Raw genomic sequence first — 16887 nt, forward strand, 5'->3', positions numbered from 1 at the left:
TTGGTTTGGTTACCTGATGCGCGGGTTGAACCAGTGGCCGAGCATATCATCGACGCGTGTGACGTGGTCGAGTACTTCCTGGCGCGTCGGGTTGGGATGTGTTCTGTAGAAGCCATTCCACGCCACGCGTATATCGCTCAAATGCACGCGACTGTTGATATCTCCCTTTGGTATCCCTCGAAGATTTTCCAGGGAGTGGATCTCGTCAGCTGAGAATAGGCCGGGATAGCGCTTGAGGGCTTGCTGTTCGATGGCATGATGGACAACTACGTTTCCTTCGAGGTCTGGGTTGGCATTGAAGAATGTCCTCTTGTAGTTGTGGTCAGTTGTGCTGCCGACAGATGCCTCGTTCCGAACAGGTACATCTTGGCCGAGAATCGTTTCGTTTCTCGCCGCTGCATTTTTCTCCGCGTCTTTGCATGGTGTGAGGCCACAGGGGTCGGTCCAAGCCAGGGGGTTGTGGACGTAGGTGGTGGGGTTGGGCGCGGGGGCGAGGCCGAGGGGATCGGGAGTGAGGTATCGGGCGGTTTCGGGGTCGTAGTGGCGGAAGTAGTTGTAGTGGAGGTCGGTTTCGGGGTCGTGGTACTGGCCGGGGAAGCGGAGGGGGGTGTAGGCGGTGGCGGTGCGGTTCCAGGTGGTGGTGCCCCAGAGGGTGGTGCGGGTGTGCCAGGCGATGGTGCCGTGTTCGTCGACGAGTTCGGTGGGGGTGCCGATCAGATCGGTGATGATCGTGAAGAAGCGCTGGTCAATGTCTTCCTGGGGAGCATCAGTCGGCGTCTTGCGTTCGGTCTGGGTCAGGGGGCGTATGCCCTGGTGGTCCCAGGTGAGGGTGATGGTCGGCTGGGTGGTGCCGGGGGTGTTGGTGGTCTGCTCGGCGAGGGTTGTGCCATCCCAGGTGAAGTCCACCTGTTCCAGGACCCTTTCTCTGTCGGCGGCGAGGCGTTGTTTGGCGATGCGGCGGCCGAGGGGGTCGTAGCGGTAGCGCCAGGTGGTGCCGTCGGGGGTGACGACCGAGGTGAGGCGGTCTTCGGTGTCCCAGGTGTAGCGCCAGGTATCCGGTTTGCGGGACAGGCGGGTTTTCCGGCGCAGGGTGATGCGGCCGGCTTCGTCGTGTTCGTAGCGGACGTTGCCCGCGCGCGTGATGCGGGTCCCGGTGTAGGCGCGGTCGCCGGTCGATTCCTGGCCGGGCATGGAGTCCGGCCAGGTGGCGTGGGTCTGGTTACCTGCCGCGTCGTAGGCGTACGACTCCGTCCAGTTCGCAGCGTGGACGGTTGTGACTCGGCCAGTGACGTCGAGATCAAAGCGGCGGGTGCCGTTCAGGTGGTCGTCGATGGCGGTCAGGTTGCCGTCGGCGCGGTAGGTGTAGGCGCGCTGCTGGAGGTGCCTGCCGTTCGGTCCGGTGAGTTCCTGCTTCGTGAGGCGGCCCATAGGGTCGAAGGCGCTTGTGAGCGTCAGCGTTTCGCTGATGTGGCGGGTCAGTTCGCGGCCGGCGGCGTCGTGGGTGAAGGTGAGGGTGCGGCCGCTGGTGGTCAGTTCGGTGCGGTTGCCTGCCGCGTCGTACGTCCAGGTGCTGGTCGCGCCGGTCGGGGTGGTGCGGCCGGTGCGGCGGCCCAACACGTCGTAGGTGTAGGTGAGGGTACGTCCGTTGACCGTCTCGGTCAGCAGGTGGCCCATCTCGTCGCGCTGCAACGTCAGGACCGCGTCCGGGCCCGTCGCCTGGGCCAGGCCGCCCGTCGCGTCGTACTCGTACGTTGTGACCGCTCCGGCCGCGTCCTTCCTCATCACGCGGCCCAGCACGTCCCGCTCGAAGTGGACGGTCTGGCCGGAGGCGGTGGTGCTGGCGGTCAGCTGGCCCGCCGGGTTGTGTTCGTACGTCAGCCGGCGGTTGTCGAAGTCTGTCTCCGCGACCATGCGTCCGGCCGCGTCGTACTCGTAACTCCAGGTCAGGCCCTGCGGGTTGGTGACCTTCGTCAGGTGCAGTTCCGTGTCGTGGTCGAAGGTGTAGCGGACGCCGTCCGGGCCGGTGCGGGCGGCGAGCAGGTCGAAGTGGGTGTACTCGTAGCGGGAGACGGCGCCCATGGCGTCGGTGTGGCTGGTGGTGTTGCCCTCGCCGTCGTACGTCCACGACTCCGTCGTGGCGTCGGCCGCGGTACGGCGGGACAGGCGGCCCTCGACCGTCCACTCCAGGCGGGTCACCGCTCCCATGGGGTCGGTGATCGTCGTCGGGCGGCCGAAGGCGTCGCGTTCGTAGCGCGTCACGGCGCCCAGCGGGTCCGTGACCTCCAGAGGCAGGCCGGCGGTGTTGCAGCGGACTGTCGTGGTCGCGCCTGTCGCGTTTGTGATCGCTGTCAGGTGGCCTAGATCGTCGTACGTGAAGCGGGTCGTCGTCCCGGACTCGTCGGTTACGGCCGTGCGGTTGCCGAACTCGTCGAACTGCTGGGTGACGTGCGTGCCGTCCGGGCTGGCTATGGAGACGGGCAGGCCCTGGTCGTTGTAGCCGATGCTCGTGTACCGGCCGTCGGGGCGGACGGCCATCACCGTGCGGCCTGCCCCGTCGTAGGCGTAGCTCAGGGTCCGGCCGAGGGGGTCGGTTTCGGTCAGCGGGTGGTCGTAGCGGTCGTAGGTCGTGTGGGTCGTCGCTCCGTCGGGGCCGGTCGTGGCGATCACTTGGAGGTCGCTGTTGATGACGTAGCGGGTGCTGTGGCCCAGGGAGTTCGTCGCGGTGATGGTGCGGTGGCCGGTGGCCGGGTCGATGTCGCCGTAGGCGAAGGTGTTGCGCAGGTGGCCCGCGTCGCCGGTCTGGGAGGTGCAGCGGCCCTCGTCGTCGTAGACGTAGTGGTAGGACGAGTTGTTGGTGTCGGTCCAGGCGGTGATCCGGCCCAGCGCGTCGTTGGTGAAGCGGGTCGGGATGCCGGAGGAGTTCGTCACGGTCGCCAGGTGGCCGTGGTCGTCGTAGCCGAAGCGGACCAGCTCGACGTCGCCGCCATCGGCTGCGGCCCCGGCCAGGCGCAGGGCGGTTATTCGGTCCCCGGTCGTGTCGATGGTGAGGTGGTAGCCGGCCGAGTGCACGATCGCCGTGGGGGCGCCCTGGTGGTCGTACTCGAAGGTGAGCCACTGGCCGGAGCGGTCGGTGATCTGTTCCAGCAGGGCGATGCCGTTGCCGTCACCGCCCGGGGCAGCGAAGTGCCAGGCACGGCCGGAGGCAGGGTCGGTGACGGAGTAATCGCCGTAGGCGTCGATCGTCAGCGGGTTGGGGGCTCCAGCCACGGGCAGGGTCGGTACGCCGGGGGCGGGGTGTGGGTAGGCCAGGAGCGAGCCGTCCTCGTGGATGCAGATGACGCCCTCGGCGTCGATCTCCAGGCGCTGGTCGGCGGTGGAGGTCCACTTCGGGCCGAACCAGTGGCCTGCCTCGTACGACGACTCGAACTGCCGGGTGAAGACCAGCGGCAACTTGGCGGGCAGCGTTACGTCGGTGGCCGGCAGCGACATCCGGCCGGTGGCCATGTCGATCGGGTCGCCGCCGAACACCTTGCACCACAGCCGCCTGGCGGTGTCGCTGATCGATTTGGTCACGGCATTGCGCGCCCCCGACTTGGCCGCGCCCTCGGCCGCACCGCGCGCTGCCCCTCGCGCCATGCCGCCCGCGCCTTTGCCGCCGATCAGGTTCGAGGCCAGGTAACCCATCGCGTCGCCCGGGTCGCTGCTCCAGCCGCTGCCGATGATGGCCTTGGGCAGCCGTTCGGGATGGGCGGCGGTGCCGACCAGGCCGGCCAGCAGCATGTTGGAGTTCTTCGTGTACTCGCCGGGGTGGGTGATGTTGTACGGGTCGTACGGGTTGACCATGCGCACCATCTGCACGACGTCCGTGACGCCCTTGGCGAAACCGCCCACGACGTGGGCCTGGTTCAGCGTGGTGCTCACCACGGCGTCCATGGCGTCGGCCTTCAGCCGGTCGGTGAACTCCGGCTTCGGCGGGGCCGTCTCAAGGGCCTCGGCCACCTTGCGCTGCGCGTCACGGGCGGCGTCGGTGCGCTGGCGGCGTGCCTCGGCCAGGGTCTCCTCGGCGTCGCGCCGGCCCGCCACGCCCGGATCGGTGAAGGCGCCCGGCTCGGTCGGTTTCGGGCCCGCCTCGCGTCCCGCCGACACCGCCGCGTTGTACTGGTCGGCGGCCTCGTTGTACGTCTTCACCCGCGCGTTGTGCGCGTCCGTCGCCCGCCGGCTGTCCTCCTGCGCGCGGCGGTAGGCGTCGATCGCCAGTTGCGCCTGCTGCTGCGCCCAGCGAACGGTGTCCGCGTACGTCTCCAGCGCCCCGGCCGCCGCCTCGCAGGCATCGGCCGCCGTCAGCCACTGCCTTGGATGCATGTCGAACTTCTCGCGGAAGGCGTTAGCGGCCTTGCCCTGCCAGCCGTCGCCGCCCAACTGGCGCATGCCCTGGCCGACGTTCTCGAACGCCCGGGAGAAGTCACGCAGATGCTTCGCCCGCGCCTGCAACGCCTGAACGCTGCCATGGACCAGTTCCCTGGGGTCCTCGCTCTCCCCCAGCCCGCGCTCGGCGACATCACCGCCCAGCCGGTTGCTCACCCCCTCGCCGAAGTCGCGCACACCCTCGGCCGCGCTGTCCGCGCCGACCGCCGACAGGCCGTCCGCAGCCTTGTCCGCCGTCCAGTCGACGGCCTCGCCGACGTTCTGCGTCACACCGTCGACAGCACTGTCCAGACTGTCTCCGAGGCTGTTGACCACATCCCCGAAGCCCATCAGCGCTCACCCTCCCCGGACTTAGAAGACTCCGCGGCCTGCGACGGGTCGATCCGCTGCCAGTCCGTCCGTGGATCGGACGCCGCGCCCGGGATCAACGTCGATGTCCGCACGTCCTCGGCCGCCTGCCCCCACGCCTGCCGGGCCGCCTCCTCGCCCTCCCGCTTCGACTCCTCGCTGAAGTCCGCGTTCATGACGTGAGATACGGGGTTGTCCTCCAACGTCTGCGACCAGGAACGCTCGTTGACCTCCTCCGGCGTCAGGCCCGGATTGCCCGCCGTCGCCGTCCACACCCTCTTCAGGGTGTTCGAGGCGTACTGCTCCTGCTCGTGATACAGCCCCGCCGACAGGTTCAGCCGACCCGCGAACTCATTGGCGTCCCGCACCAGCGAGTACACCCCCCAGCCCCACCGCTCGCAGAACTCGGCGAAAACCTGACGCAGCGCCCCGTCTCCCACCTCCAGACCCGCCAACTCCAGGTCGTCGAAGCCGCGGCCCTGACCCGCCTCGATATCGAAGCCCAACTCCTGCAGCTCACCGATCGCCTGGTTGATCCCCCGCGTGATCCGCTCCAGCGCCTCCGGATCGACCTGGTAACCGTCGCCGCCGCTCACGCGTCCGCCCCTTCCGAATCCACAGCCGGAGTCGTATCCGAAGCCGCCGCATCCACAGCCACTGCGTCCGGAACGATCCCCTTCACCGGAGGCAGCACCATGCCCGCCGGCCCGCCCGCGTCCACCGCGACCCCGACCGGCCCACCCGACCTCGCCACCCTCGGAACCACCTGATCCAGCAACCGCGTCCCATGAACCGGCATCCCCTCAGGCACCGCCTCACCCCGCGCCCGGGCAAACCGCTCCAACGCCGCCTCATCCGTGAACGCAAAGAGCCAGCGGACACCGTCCGCCTCGACCGACAACAGCGAACCGTCCACCACCGGCACCAACACCTCACTGCGCCGGAACTCCCCTACAACCGCACGCAGATCGCCCTGCCCGCTCTCCGCCAGATCCGCCAGCCGCGCCCGCAGCCTCAAGGTGTCGGCGCTCACGTCAACCCCCGTCGAAAACTTCACCATGCATCGCACAAGCGAACGATCATGCTATTGCGCCAAGATCAGGGGAATCCAGGAGAGCCGGCCTCCGCGTTTCGGCCAGGGACGGACCCGGTGCCCCAAGCGCCGCCGCCCGGCCGCCGCCGTCATCGCCGGTTACGTATTCTGTGCCCTCGAACTGCTCCACGGCGAAAGGGGATTCGGGCGTGCCGCTGCGCAAGGACGACCCGAAGTCGGTCGGCGGGTACAAACTGCTCGACCGGCTCGGGGCCGGTGGCATGGGTGCCGTCTATCGGGGCAGGTCGCGTTCCGGCCGTGAGGTCGCCGTCAAGGTCGTGCATGCCCAGTACGCCGAAGACCCCGTCTTCCGTGCCCGGTTCCGGCAGGAGATCGAGGCCGTCCGCAAGGTGAGCGGTGTCTTCACCGCGCCGGTGGTGGACGCCGATCCGGAGGCGGAACGGCCCTGGATGGCGACGCAGTACGTGGCGGGGCGTTCGCTCGCCGACCGGATCCGCGACCGGGGCGCGCTGCGCGACGGCGAACTGCGGCAGCTGGCGCTGGGGTTGGTGGAGGCGCTGCGGGACATCCACCGGGCCGGCGTGGTGCACCGGGACCTCAAGCCGGCCAACGTGCTGATGGCCGAGGACGGCCCGCGTGTCATCGACTTCGGTATCTCCCGCGCGGCCGCGAACCACAACACCCTGACCGAGACCGGCCAGATGATCGGCACCCCGCCGTTCATGTCCCCCGAGCAGCTCACGGACGCACGGACGGTCGGCCCGGCCTCCGACATCTTCTCGCTCGGCGCGCTGCTGGTGTACGCCACGACCGGCAGGGGCCCGTTCGACACCGACAGCCCCTATCTGACCGCGTACCGGGTGGTTCACTACGAGCCCGTGCTCGACGGCATCGGGCAGCCGCTCCGGGGAATCCTGGAACGCTGCCTGAGCAAGGAGGCCGCGGAGCGCCCCGGACTCGAGGAACTGGCAGGGGAGTTCGCCGACGCCCTGCCGGAGGCCGATCCGGGCGACATGCCGACGGTGACGCTGCGCGGCGACCACCCGGTGGTGGCGCGGACCCGCCCCGACGTCGTGGCCGACCCGGCTTCGACCACCTGGTCCGGCCGTCGGCGTCGCCGTATCCGTCCCCTGCTGGCCGTGACCGGCACCGTGGGCGCGCTGGCCCTGGGGCTGCTCGGGTACATACGGTTCGGGCCGGGATTCGCGGACAGCCCCCAGGAGGGGAGCACTGCCCCGGCCGCGACCACCCGGTTCAGGACACTGCCCGGCGACTGGGAACCCTGGCAGACGACCCTGTCCGAGACGGCACCGCTGGGCGCGAAGAAGGCGCTGGGAACGGACGACGGCTCGGTTGCCGGCGAGCCGACGTGCCTGATGAACGGCAACGGCGTCTACTGCGCGGGCGAGGGCATCCTCCCGGTGCGCCTGGACGCCCGGACCGGCAAGACCCTCTGGCGCGCCGAGGCCCCAGGGGGCGGCGACGAGATCGGGTCGTACAACTCCGCGCTGCTCGGCGTCCGCAGTGGCACGGTCGTCCTGCGCCAGTCCGTCTTCAACGCCGCCCGCGGGACCGATGTGGCCGAGGTGCTGGGGATCGACGCCGGGACCGGCGAACAGCTGTGGACGCACCGGGTGAACGACGAGAACCTCGACATGGCCATCTCCGCCGGCCTCGTCATCACGTCCGGCGACAACGGTACGACCGTGACGGCCCGGTCCCCGCGCACCGGCGCGGAGCGCTGGACCGCGCCGATGCCCAAGGGCCACTACTGCTCATTCGTGAACGGCGGCACCGACGTGTACGCCCAGTGCATCGAGACCTCGGGGACGAGCGAGACCTCGATGATCCTCGTGCTGGACCCGGCCGACGGCTCGGCGCGGACGCTGAAGGCCCCGGGCCAGAGCGGCATCCTCGGATTCCTCGACGGGCGCCTGGCCATGATGCAGGCGCCCGAGGAGGAGGGGCCGTCCGGTGAGATCCTGCCGTACGACCGGGTCCTTCTGGTGGACCCGGACACCGGCACCCGCACCACGGTGAAGCTGGCGGAGAGCTTCGACGGTGAACCGGTGCTGTCGGCCGGCACGCTCTGGTTCGTCTCGCCCGGCGGCGTGGTGAGAGCCGTGTCACCCCGTACCGGCAAACTGCTGTGGGAGACCCGGACCAGCCTGGAAGGCCCGGGCGCGGCCAGCTACGACGCACAGACACGCACCCTGTACCTGGCCAGTATCAGCGGCCGCGTGGCCGCCCTCGACGGACGCAAGGGCACCTCGCTGTGGGAGACGCTGCCGCGCACGGAGCGGTCGGACAGCGCGCCGGTCGGGCCCGGGGTCCTGCTGTACAAGGGCTCGGTGATCGTCGCCACCTCGGACGGCACCGTCTTCGCCCTCGACCCCGCCGACCCCGAGCGGAAACCGGCCTCGGGGGGACCGGTCTCGGGGTGACGGCGGGGCAGGGCGACGGTAACGGCAGGGCGAGGACTACAGCAGGGCGATGACTACGGCAGCGCCAGCATCCGCTCCAGCGCCAGCTTCGCGAACGCCTCGGTCTCCTTGTCGACCTCGATGCGGTTGACGAGCTTGCCCTCCGCCAGCGACTCCAGCGTCCAGACCAGGTGGGGCAGGTCGATGCGGTTCATCGTCGAGCAGAAGCAGACCGTCTTGTCGAGGAAGACGATCTCCTTGCCCTCGGGCGCGAAACGGTTCGCCAGCCGGCGGACCAGGTTCAGCTCCGTGCCGATGGCCCACTTGGAGCCGGCCGGAGCCGCCTCAAGGGCCTTGATGATGTACTCGGTCGAGCCGACGTAGTCCGCCGCGGCGACCACCTCGTGCTTGCACTCGGGATGGACCAGCACGTTGACCCCGGGGATCCGGGCGCGGACGTCCTCCACCGATTCCAGGCTGAAGCGGCCGTGCACCGAGCAGTGGCCGCGCCACAGGATCATCTTCGCGGCGCGCAGCTCGTCGGCCGTCAGGCCGCCGTTCGGCTTGTGCGGGTTGTAGACGACGCAGTCCTCCAGGGACATGCCCATGTCCCGGACGGCGGTGTTGCGCCCGAGGTGCTGGTCGGGCAGGAAGAGGACCTTTGTCGAATTGGGCTCACCCTGCTCGAAGGCCCAGTCCAGAGCCTTCTTGGCGTTCGACGAGGTGCAGATCGTGCCGCCGTGCTTGCCCGTGAACGCCTTGATGTCCGCGGAGGAGTTCATGTACGACACCGGCACGACCTGCTCGGCTATCCCGGCCTCGGTCAGCACGTCCCAGCACTCCGCCACCTGCTCGGCCGTCGCCATGTCGGCCATCGAGCAGCCGGCGGCGAGGTCGGGGAGGACGACCTTCTGGTCGTCGGAGGTCAGGATGTCCGCCGACTCGGCCATGAAGTGCACACCGCAGAACACGATGTACTCGGCCTCCGGGCGGGCGGCGGCGTCACGTGCCAGCTTGAAGGAGTCGCCGGTCACGTCCGCGAACTGGATGACCTCGTCGCGCTGGTAGTGGTGGCCGAGCACGAAGACCTTGCTGCCGAGCTTCTCCTTGGCCGCGCGGGCGCGCTCGACCAGGTCCGGATCGGACGGCGAGGGCAGATCGCCGGGACAGTCGACGCCGCGCTCGCTCCTCGGGTCGGCCTCACGGCCGAGGAGCAGCAGGGCGAGGGGCGTCGGCTGTACGTCGAGCTCCTGGGTCTGGGCGGTGGTCACGACACGCACCCTTTCTGTTCTGCGGCTCGCCGGGGCCGGAGGATCCGGACCGGCGGGTCATTCGGGACACCTTCATCGACTTCTCGTCGATTTGACGCTATCTATCATAACCGGTTCACGTCAGTTTGACGACGGCCATCGTGTCGATGTGACGTGAATCCCGGCCGGTGGTCCTCGATTGGTCCTCGAGTGGTCCTCGAGTGGTCCTTGAGGGGGCCCTGAGGAGGCCTGGGGGAGGCCCGCACTCCCGAATCAGGCATTTTCCGCTCCACGCGCCGTGTGCGAGCATGAAGAAGGACCGAAAGACAAACGCCCGGCCCGGAATGAATCCGCGGCCCCGACGGTTGCAACCGTCGGCAAGCAGTCTCCGTACAACCCGGGAGAGATGTAGATGTCCGTATCGGACGAGACCAGCACCGTCACCGACGGCATCATCCTGTCCGACGCCGCCGCGGCGAAGGTCAAGGCCCTGCTCGACCAGGAAGGCCGTGACGACCTGGCCCTGCGCGTCGCCGTTCAGCCGGGTGGCTGCTCCGGCCTGCGCTACCAGCTCTTCTTCGACGAGCGGTCCCTCGACGGCGACGTGGTCAAGGACTTCGGCGGCGTCAAGGTCGTCACCGACCGCATGAGCGCCCCGTACCTGGGCGGTGCCTCCATCGACTTCGTCGACACGATCGAGAAGCAGGGCTTCACGATCGACAACCCGAACGCGACGGGCTCCTGCGCCTGCGGCGACTCCTTCAGCTGAGCCCGGCCGACCCGGCTGACCGCCCACGTGGCTGACCGCCGACACGGCTGACACACGAGAAGGCGGCGACCCCCTCCGACGGGGCCGCCGCCTTCTCGCATCCGTAGGCCCTACCGGGCCCCGGACGTCTCCGGCACTGCCGCCCCCGGCTTCTCCTTCGGGATCGCCTGGCCGTCCGTGCCCACGACCTTGCGGTCACCGAGCGGCTCGTCCAGCTGCACGGTCTTGTGGAACACCTTGGCGATCAGGATGCAGACCTTCTCCGGCTGCGAGGTCTCGGTCACCCGGACCGTCACCTCGCCGCCGCTCTCGCTCGCCGTCACCTTGTAGTCGGCGCACACGCCGCCCGTGAAGGCCACGGTCAGTTCCCTGCCGTCGACCGTGTAGCCGTCCACCGTCACGTTCCGGGTGACCGGCGCCGAGGTCGGCTCGTCCTTCGGGTCGCTCGGCCGCGGGGTCGGCTGCCCGGTCGGCTCCTCGGACGGCGTGGTCGAGGCCAGGAACTTCGGGTCGATCGCCGGATACGTGACCGTGAAGCTGTCCCGCGCGCCCGCCGCCTTCACCTCGAACAGCCAGGACGGCACCAGCGCCTGCCGCGCGTCCACATAGTGCGAGGCCAGCCCGAACACGGCCTTCTCGACCGTGACGGTGTCCTTCGACGGCGTCCCCGCCGACGCCTCCGCACCGCAGGGCGCCTCAAGGCGGTCCTTCAGTGGTACGGGGCTGGCGCAGCCGCCGATGCCCATGCGGCCGTCGGTCCCCGGCGCCGCGTTCATCAGCCCGAGCGTCTTCTCGGCACTGAGCACGGGATACGTGTCCGACTTCGCCGGCGCCTTCAACTGGCCGCTCCCGCCGACCACTTCACCCTGGGCGTTCACGGTCACCCCGGTCGTCCAGCCGTACGTGGGCATCCCGCCGACCACGGGATCGGCGTTCACCACCCGCTGGGTGCCCATCAACTGGCCGGCATCGAGCTTCGCGTCATCCTGACCCACCGCCTTGAGGATCGGCGCCGCGGCCTTCTTCGCGGCCTCCTCACCGACCGGGTCGGCGGCCGACTCGGCGGAGCCCTTCTGGCACTTGGTGGTGCTCTGGCAGTTGTCGGTGCCCGGCGCGTACCGGTAGAACGTCCAGGTCCCCGGCGCCTGCTTGTTCACCTGCAGGCTGGGCCCCGCACCGTCCGTCGCCCCGACCCGCCAGGTCTGCCCCTGTGCCACCGGCGTCCCGTCCATGCCGAGCGCCTTGGCCAGCCGTGCCACCTCGTCGGCACCGACCTCTCCGCCCGCCCGGTACACCGGCGCCGAGCCGGGCCCGTCCGCGAGCTCCCCGTCGGCCTTGTAGGTGACGCCGTACGGGTTGGGCTCCCCGGGCGCGATGCCGCTGGTGCCGCCACCGGAGTCGCCCCCGGTGTAGCCGTCGAGGTGCAGCGGCGGGGGAGTGTCACCGCCGGGCGCCGCCGACGTCGTACCGCCGTCCGACCCGCCGGAGGCGTTCGCGGCGAGGTAGGCCCCGCCACCTCCGACGAGCAGTACGGCGGCGGCGACGGAGGCGATGATCGCGGGGGAGCGACGTGGGGCGCCGTCGTGGGCGCCGTCCCGTGCGTCGTCCTGTGCGTCGTCATCCCGTTCGCCGTCGACGGAGGGGGCGGTGCCGGGGTCCTTCGTGGGAGGAGCGTCGGGAGCCTGCGAGGCCGAGGCCTCCTCCGGGCCACTCTTCTCCGCCGAGGCGCCCTCGTTCTCGGGGAGCGCCTCAGCGGCATCCTTCTTCGCTGACCCGCTCTCCGTCCGTGTCTCCTCCACGGCCTCGCCGGAGACGCCCGTGTCGTCGTTCTCGGGTCGCTCGGTGTTCACCGCATCGCTCCTTCGGCTGCGCACATGTCCCAAAACCCTGACCAGACCCTGTCAAAAAGGTCGGCATGTCGGGTCGTATCCCGCATCCCCTTTACGGGGGACAGCGATGGGACGCAGCGGGGGAGCGCACGGTTCCCTCAAACGCGCCGATCGGATCGCCGAGATTCGACCAGTCGGCGCGGTCGATCAGTCGCCGTAATCCGACATCGCGTCCACCAGTCGCGCCGACTTCGACGGCACGGTCACCCCATGGATGAGTGAGGGGGAGACCGGAAGGGAAAGGACGCGGTCGGGGGCGGTCCAGTGGGGAGCCATCCGCGCGCAGTCACCGAGGAGCGACGCCAGGTCGACCTCGGGGTCGGCCGGAGCGGGGGCATGGACCTCGAATTTCGTCATAGCGGCACCGTAGGCACGCCGGAGCCCGCGAAGAAAGATCTACTATCGGGTAGTTTTGCCTGCTTCAGAGTCCTGGTCACGAACGGTAGCGTGGACTGTCAATCCAACCTCCCCGCAGGAGACCTCAGCCGTGCGCATCGCAGTCACCGGCTCCATCGCCACCGACCACCTCATGACCTTCCCCGGCCGGTTCGCCGACCAGTTCGTAGCGGACCAGCTGCACACGGTCTCGCTGTCCTTCCTGGTCGACAACCTGGACGTACGCCGGGGCGGCGTAGGCGCGAACATCGCCTTCGGCATGGGCCAGCTGGGCACGAACCCGATCCTGGTCGGCGCCGCGGGCTCCGACTTCGACGAGTACCGGGCCTGGCTGGACCGGCACGGCGTCGACACCGGCTCGGTCCGCATCTCCGAGACCCTGCACACCGCCCGCTTCGTCTGCACCACCGACGCCGACCACAACCAGATCGGCTCCTTCTACACCGGTGCGATGAGCGAGGCCCGCCTCATCGAGCTGAAGACCGTCGCGGACCGCGTCGGCGGCCTCGACCTGGTCCTCATCGGCGCCGACGACCCCGAGGGGATGCTCCGCCACACCGAGGAGTGCCGCTCCCGCGCGATCCCGTTCGCCGCCGACTTCTCCCAGCAGATCGCCCGGATGAACGGCGACGAGATCCGGATACTGCTGGACGGGGCGACGTACCTCTTCTCCAACGAGTACGAGAAGGGGCTCATCGAGTCCAAGACCGGCTGGACGGACGAGGAGATCCTGTCCAGGGTCGGCCACCGCGTCACGACCCTCGGCTCGCGCGGCGTACGCATCGAGCGGCAGGGCGAGGACCCGATCGAGGTCGGCTGCCCCGAGGAGGAGCGCAAGGCCGACCCCACGGGTGTCGGCGACGCCTTCCGTGCGGGGTTCCTGTCGGGGCTGGCGTGGGGGGTGTCCCTGGAGCGGGCCGCGCAGGTCGGCTGCATGCTGGCGACTCTCGTCATCGAGACGGTGGGTACGCAGGAGTACCAGCTGCGGCGGGTGCACTTCATGGACCGGTTCACCAAGGCGTATGGGCATGAGGCGGGCGAGGAGGTTCGGGCGCACCTTGGCTGAGGCCGAGTGCGACTGATCGTCTGCCTCAGCGGGTTCGTTGTCGGCTGCGGGGCGTGGGGGCTGTTCGCGCAGTTCCCCGCGCCCCTGAAAGAGGGGCGTTCAGGTCACCCGGCGGACTACGTACGCCGCTCCTCGCTCCGCCGGCTCCTCGCCCACGTACTCCTGCCCCCGCATCTCGCACCAGGCCGGAATGTCCAGCCGGGCGGCCTCGTCGTCGGAGAGAACCCGGACCAGCCCGCCCATCGGCACATCCCCGATGACCTTCGCCAGCTCGATGACCGGGATCGGGCAGCGCTTGCCGAGGGAGTCCACGACCAGGACATCGTCCCTTACGACCGTCTCGGCGACCGGCGCCCCCAGCTTCTCCCGCACTGCGGTCACCGCTCCGGGCAGCACCTCCAGGAACCGCTCGACATCCTCCGTCGCCGTCCCGAACGGCAGGGACACCCGCACGTTCCCCTCGCTCAGCACGCCCATCGCCTTCAGCACATGGCTGGGCGTCAGCGTGCTGCTCGTGCAGGACGAACCTGAGGAGACCGAGAACCCGGCACGGTCCAGTTCGTGCAGCAGTGCCTCTCCGTCGACATAGAGACAGGAGAAGGTGACGATGCCGGGCAGCCGTCGCTCCGGATCGCCGACCACCTCCACATCCGGCACCAGCTCCGGCACCCGCGCCCTGATCCGCTCCGTCAGCTCCCGCAGCCGTGCCGCCTCCTGGGCCGCCTCCGCCTGTACGGCCCGCAGCGAGGCCGCCGCGGCGACGATCGCCGGGATGTTCTCGAACCCGGCCGCCCGCCCCGACTCCCGCTCGTCAGCGGGCCCTTGCGCCGCGAACCGGACGCCCTTGCGTACGACGAGGAGCCCGACCCCCGACGGACCACCCCACTTGTGGGCACTCCCGGTCAACACCGACCAGTCACCGTCGACCCGCCCCCACCCCAACGACTGCGCCGCGTCCACCAGCAAGGGCACCCCCGCTTCCTGGCACACCCCGGCCACCTCCGCCACCGGCTGCTCGGTCCCCACCTCGTGGTTGGCCGACTGGAGACAGGCGAGCGCGGTGTCCGGCCGGAGGGCCTCCGCGTAAGCCTGAACACCCACCGCCCCCGCCCGGTCCACCGCGACCTGCGTGACCGAACCGCCCCCGGCCTCGTGCGCGTCAGCCGCATGGAGCACAGAGGAGTGTTCGACGGCAGACACGATCAGGTGGCGCCCGACGCGCCGCCGCCCCGCCAACACCCCAGCGACACCCGAATGGACGGCCCGAGTACCGGACGAGGTGAACACCAACTCATCGGCACGACACCCCACAGCCTCGGCAGAAGCCTCCCGAGCCGCGTCCAACAGCAACCGCGCCCGCCGCCCTTCCCGATAGAGACGGGCCGGATCCGCCCACCCCTCATCAAGGGAGGCCAGAAGTGCCTGCCGAGCAACAGGGTGAAGAGGAGCACTGGAAGCAGCATCGAAGTAGGCCACACAGCAACGCTAAACGTCCGGTCACCGGGGCGCCCCCAAGGGGCGCGGGACGGTGACATCAGCGGCTCCGCCGCGGGGCGCGACAAGCCACGACGGGCCCGCAGCCGCCAATCAAGCGAACCCCCCACTCCAGTAGGCCCCCCTCCCCGCGAACCCTCGGAGAGCGTCGGCTAGGGTTTGGTCCGCATAAACATCCAAACCCCTGCCCGTCGCAGGGCGGCGACCGACCAGCGAGAAGGCCAGGCCGCAGCCATACCGCGCGGGCGAGACTCTCGGGAAGGCGCTACGTGAGTCCCAACGGCTCCGACCGCTCGCCGCGGCGCCCGATGCGGCGGAAGCTGCTGCAGGCAATGACCGCGGGCCTGGTCCTGGCGACAGCCACCGGTTGCTCGTACAACTGGGAAGACTTCCCCCGCCTTGGTATGCCCACCCCGACCACAGAAGAGGCTCCGCGGATCCTCTCCCTGTGGCAGGGTTCCTGGGCGGCTGCGCTCGCCGTCGGCGTGCTCGTGTGGGGTCTGATCCTGTGGAGCGCCATGTTCCACCGGCGCAGCCGCACCAAGGTCGAGGTCCCCCCGCAGACCCGGTACAACATGCCCATCGAGGCGCTGTACACCGTGGTCCCGCTCATCATCGTCTCGGTCCTCTTCTACTTCACGGCCCGCGACGAGTCGAAGCTCCTCAGCCTCAAGGACAAGCCCGACGTCACCATCAACGTCGTGGGCTACCAGTGGAGCTGGGGCTTCAACTACGTCGAGCCGGTCGAGGGTTCCACCGGCAACGCGAAGACCGACAAGAACCTGGCCGCCATTCCGGACCGGTTCAAGGAGGACTTCCCGGCGAACGCCGGCGGCGTCTACGACGTCGGCACCCCGGGCACCCGGAACCCGCAGACGGGCAACCCGGGCCCGACCCTGTGGCTGCCCAAGGGCAAGACGGTCCGCTTCGTCCTCACCTCGCGTGACGTCATCCACTCCTTCTGGGTGGTGCCGTTCCTGATGAAGCAGGACGTCATCCCGGGCCACACCAACGCCTTCGAGGTGACCCCCAACAAGGAGGGCACCTTCCTGGGCAAGTGCGCCGAACTCTGCGGCGTCGACCACTCCCGGATGCTGTTCAACGTGAAGGTCGTCTCCCCCGAGCGCTACGAGCAGCACCTCAAGGACCTCGCCAAGAAGGGGCAGACCGGTTACGTTCCCGCCGGCATCGCGCAGACGAGCCACGAGAAGAACCGGGAGACGACAAACCTGTGAGCATCCTCAACGAACCCCAGGGTGCCGCCGCAGCTGAGGACTCGTACGAGAACGAGCTGCCGGTCAGGCGCAGGCAACCCGGCAACGTCGTGGTCAAGTGGCTCACCACCACCGACCACAAGACGATCGGAACGCTGTACCTCGTCACATCGTTCGCGTTCTTCGTGATCGGTGGCGTGATGGCGCTGCTCATGCGCGCCGAGCTCGCCCGGCCCGGTCTGCAGATCATGTCGAACGAGCAGTTCAACCAGGCGTTCACGATGCACGGCACGATCATGCTGCTGATGTTCGCGACGCCGCTGTTCGCCGGTTTCACGAACTGGATCATGCCGCTGCAGATCGGCGCGCCGGACGTGGCGTTCCCGCGGCTGAACATGTTCGCCTACTGGCTGTACCTGTTCGGCTCGCTCATCGCGGTCGGTGGCTTCCTCACCCCGCAGGGCGCGGCCGACTTCGGCTGGTTCGCCTACTCCCCGCTGTCGGACGCGGTCCGCTCGCCGGGCATCGGCGCCGACATGTGGATCATGGGTCTGGCCTT

12 protein-coding genes are annotated in these 16887 nt (G+C 69.3%); 5 read left to right on the plus strand and 7 right to left on the minus strand.

Annotated elements, in window-relative coordinates; all coding sequences use genetic code 11:
• Positions 1-9: 9 nt before the first annotated feature.
• The 3 genes from ACIA8X_RS33230 to ACIA8X_RS33240 are packed head-to-tail and all read right to left on the minus strand — an operon-like array spanning position 10 to position 5806.
• Entirely contained in the window at positions 10-4755 is a 4746-nt protein-coding gene (locus ACIA8X_RS33230) for a putative T7SS-secreted protein (RefSeq protein ID WP_393442304.1), read from the minus strand.
• Positions 4755-5369, minus strand: a complete 615-nt coding sequence (locus tag ACIA8X_RS33235) for a hypothetical protein (protein ID WP_393442306.1) — start codon at positions 5367-5369, stop codon at positions 4755-4757. The genes ACIA8X_RS33230 and ACIA8X_RS33235 overlap by 1 nt, the downstream gene beginning before the upstream one ends.
• Positions 5366-5806, minus strand: coding sequence for an SseB family protein (locus ACIA8X_RS33240; RefSeq protein ID WP_393442308.1), 441 nt, complete (start codon positions 5804-5806; stop codon positions 5366-5368). The genes ACIA8X_RS33235 and ACIA8X_RS33240 overlap by 4 nt, the downstream gene beginning before the upstream one ends.
• 209 nt (positions 5807-6015) lie before the next feature.
• Between ACIA8X_RS33240 and ACIA8X_RS33245 the strand changes: the two genes are divergently transcribed.
• The gene (locus ACIA8X_RS33245) at positions 6016-8271 is read left to right on the plus strand and encodes a PQQ-binding-like beta-propeller repeat protein (RefSeq protein WP_393442310.1); all 2256 of its coding nucleotides are present in this window, start codon (positions 6016-6018) and stop codon (positions 8269-8271) included.
• Positions 8272-8324: 53 nt separating this feature from the next.
• Here ACIA8X_RS33245 and nadA read toward each other — a convergent pair whose 3' ends face one another.
• Complete coding sequence (nadA, locus tag ACIA8X_RS33250; RefSeq protein WP_393442312.1) at positions 8325-9521, minus strand: quinolinate synthase NadA; 1197 nt, start codon at positions 9519-9521, stop codon at positions 8325-8327.
• Positions 9522-9912: 391 nt separating this feature from the next.
• On the opposite strand from nadA, the gene ACIA8X_RS33255 reads away from it, so the two are divergent.
• On the plus strand, positions 9913-10269 hold the full coding sequence (locus ACIA8X_RS33255) for an iron-sulfur cluster assembly accessory protein (protein ID WP_030582488.1): 357 nt from the start codon (positions 9913-9915) through the stop codon (positions 10267-10269).
• Between the two features lie 110 nt (positions 10270-10379).
• Here the strand turns inward: ACIA8X_RS33255 and ACIA8X_RS33260 are convergent, their stop codons facing one another.
• Positions 10380-12119 (minus strand): hypothetical protein, encoded by a 1740-nt coding sequence (locus ACIA8X_RS33260; RefSeq protein WP_399459843.1) that lies wholly within the window; start codon positions 12117-12119, stop codon positions 10380-10382.
• A 186-nt stretch (positions 12120-12305) separates the two neighbouring features.
• Positions 12306-12515, minus strand: coding sequence for a hypothetical protein (locus ACIA8X_RS33265; RefSeq protein WP_393442316.1), 210 nt, complete (start codon positions 12513-12515; stop codon positions 12306-12308).
• 130 nt (positions 12516-12645) lie between these two features.
• Here ACIA8X_RS33265 and ACIA8X_RS33270 point away from each other — a divergent pair, with 130 nt between their 5' ends.
• A complete protein-coding gene (locus tag ACIA8X_RS33270; RefSeq protein ID WP_393442318.1) occupies positions 12646-13620 on the plus strand; it encodes a carbohydrate kinase family protein in 975 nt (324 codons plus the stop codon).
• Between the two features lie 99 nt (positions 13621-13719).
• Here ACIA8X_RS33270 and ACIA8X_RS33275 read toward each other — a convergent pair whose 3' ends face one another.
• The gene (locus ACIA8X_RS33275) at positions 13720-15096 is read right to left on the minus strand and encodes a cysteine desulfurase/sulfurtransferase TusA family protein (protein ID WP_399459844.1); all 1377 of its coding nucleotides are present in this window, start codon (positions 15094-15096) and stop codon (positions 13720-13722) included.
• 287 nt (positions 15097-15383) lie between these two features.
• Here ACIA8X_RS33275 and coxB point away from each other — a divergent pair, with 287 nt between their 5' ends.
• Together coxB and ACIA8X_RS33285 are read left to right on the plus strand one after the other, a co-directional pair.
• Positions 15384-16349, plus strand: a complete 966-nt coding sequence (gene coxB / locus ACIA8X_RS33280) for a cytochrome c oxidase subunit II (protein WP_393442322.1) — start codon at positions 15384-15386, stop codon at positions 16347-16349.
• A partial coding sequence (locus tag ACIA8X_RS33285; RefSeq protein ID WP_399459845.1) for a cbb3-type cytochrome c oxidase subunit I occupies positions 16346-16887 on the plus strand: 542 nt, incomplete at its 3' end. The genes coxB and ACIA8X_RS33285, both read left to right, overlap by 4 nt.

Source organism: Streptomyces sp. NPDC051738, assembly GCF_044453205.1.
Classification (GTDB): domain Bacteria; phylum Actinomycetota; class Actinomycetes; order Streptomycetales; family Streptomycetaceae; genus Streptomyces.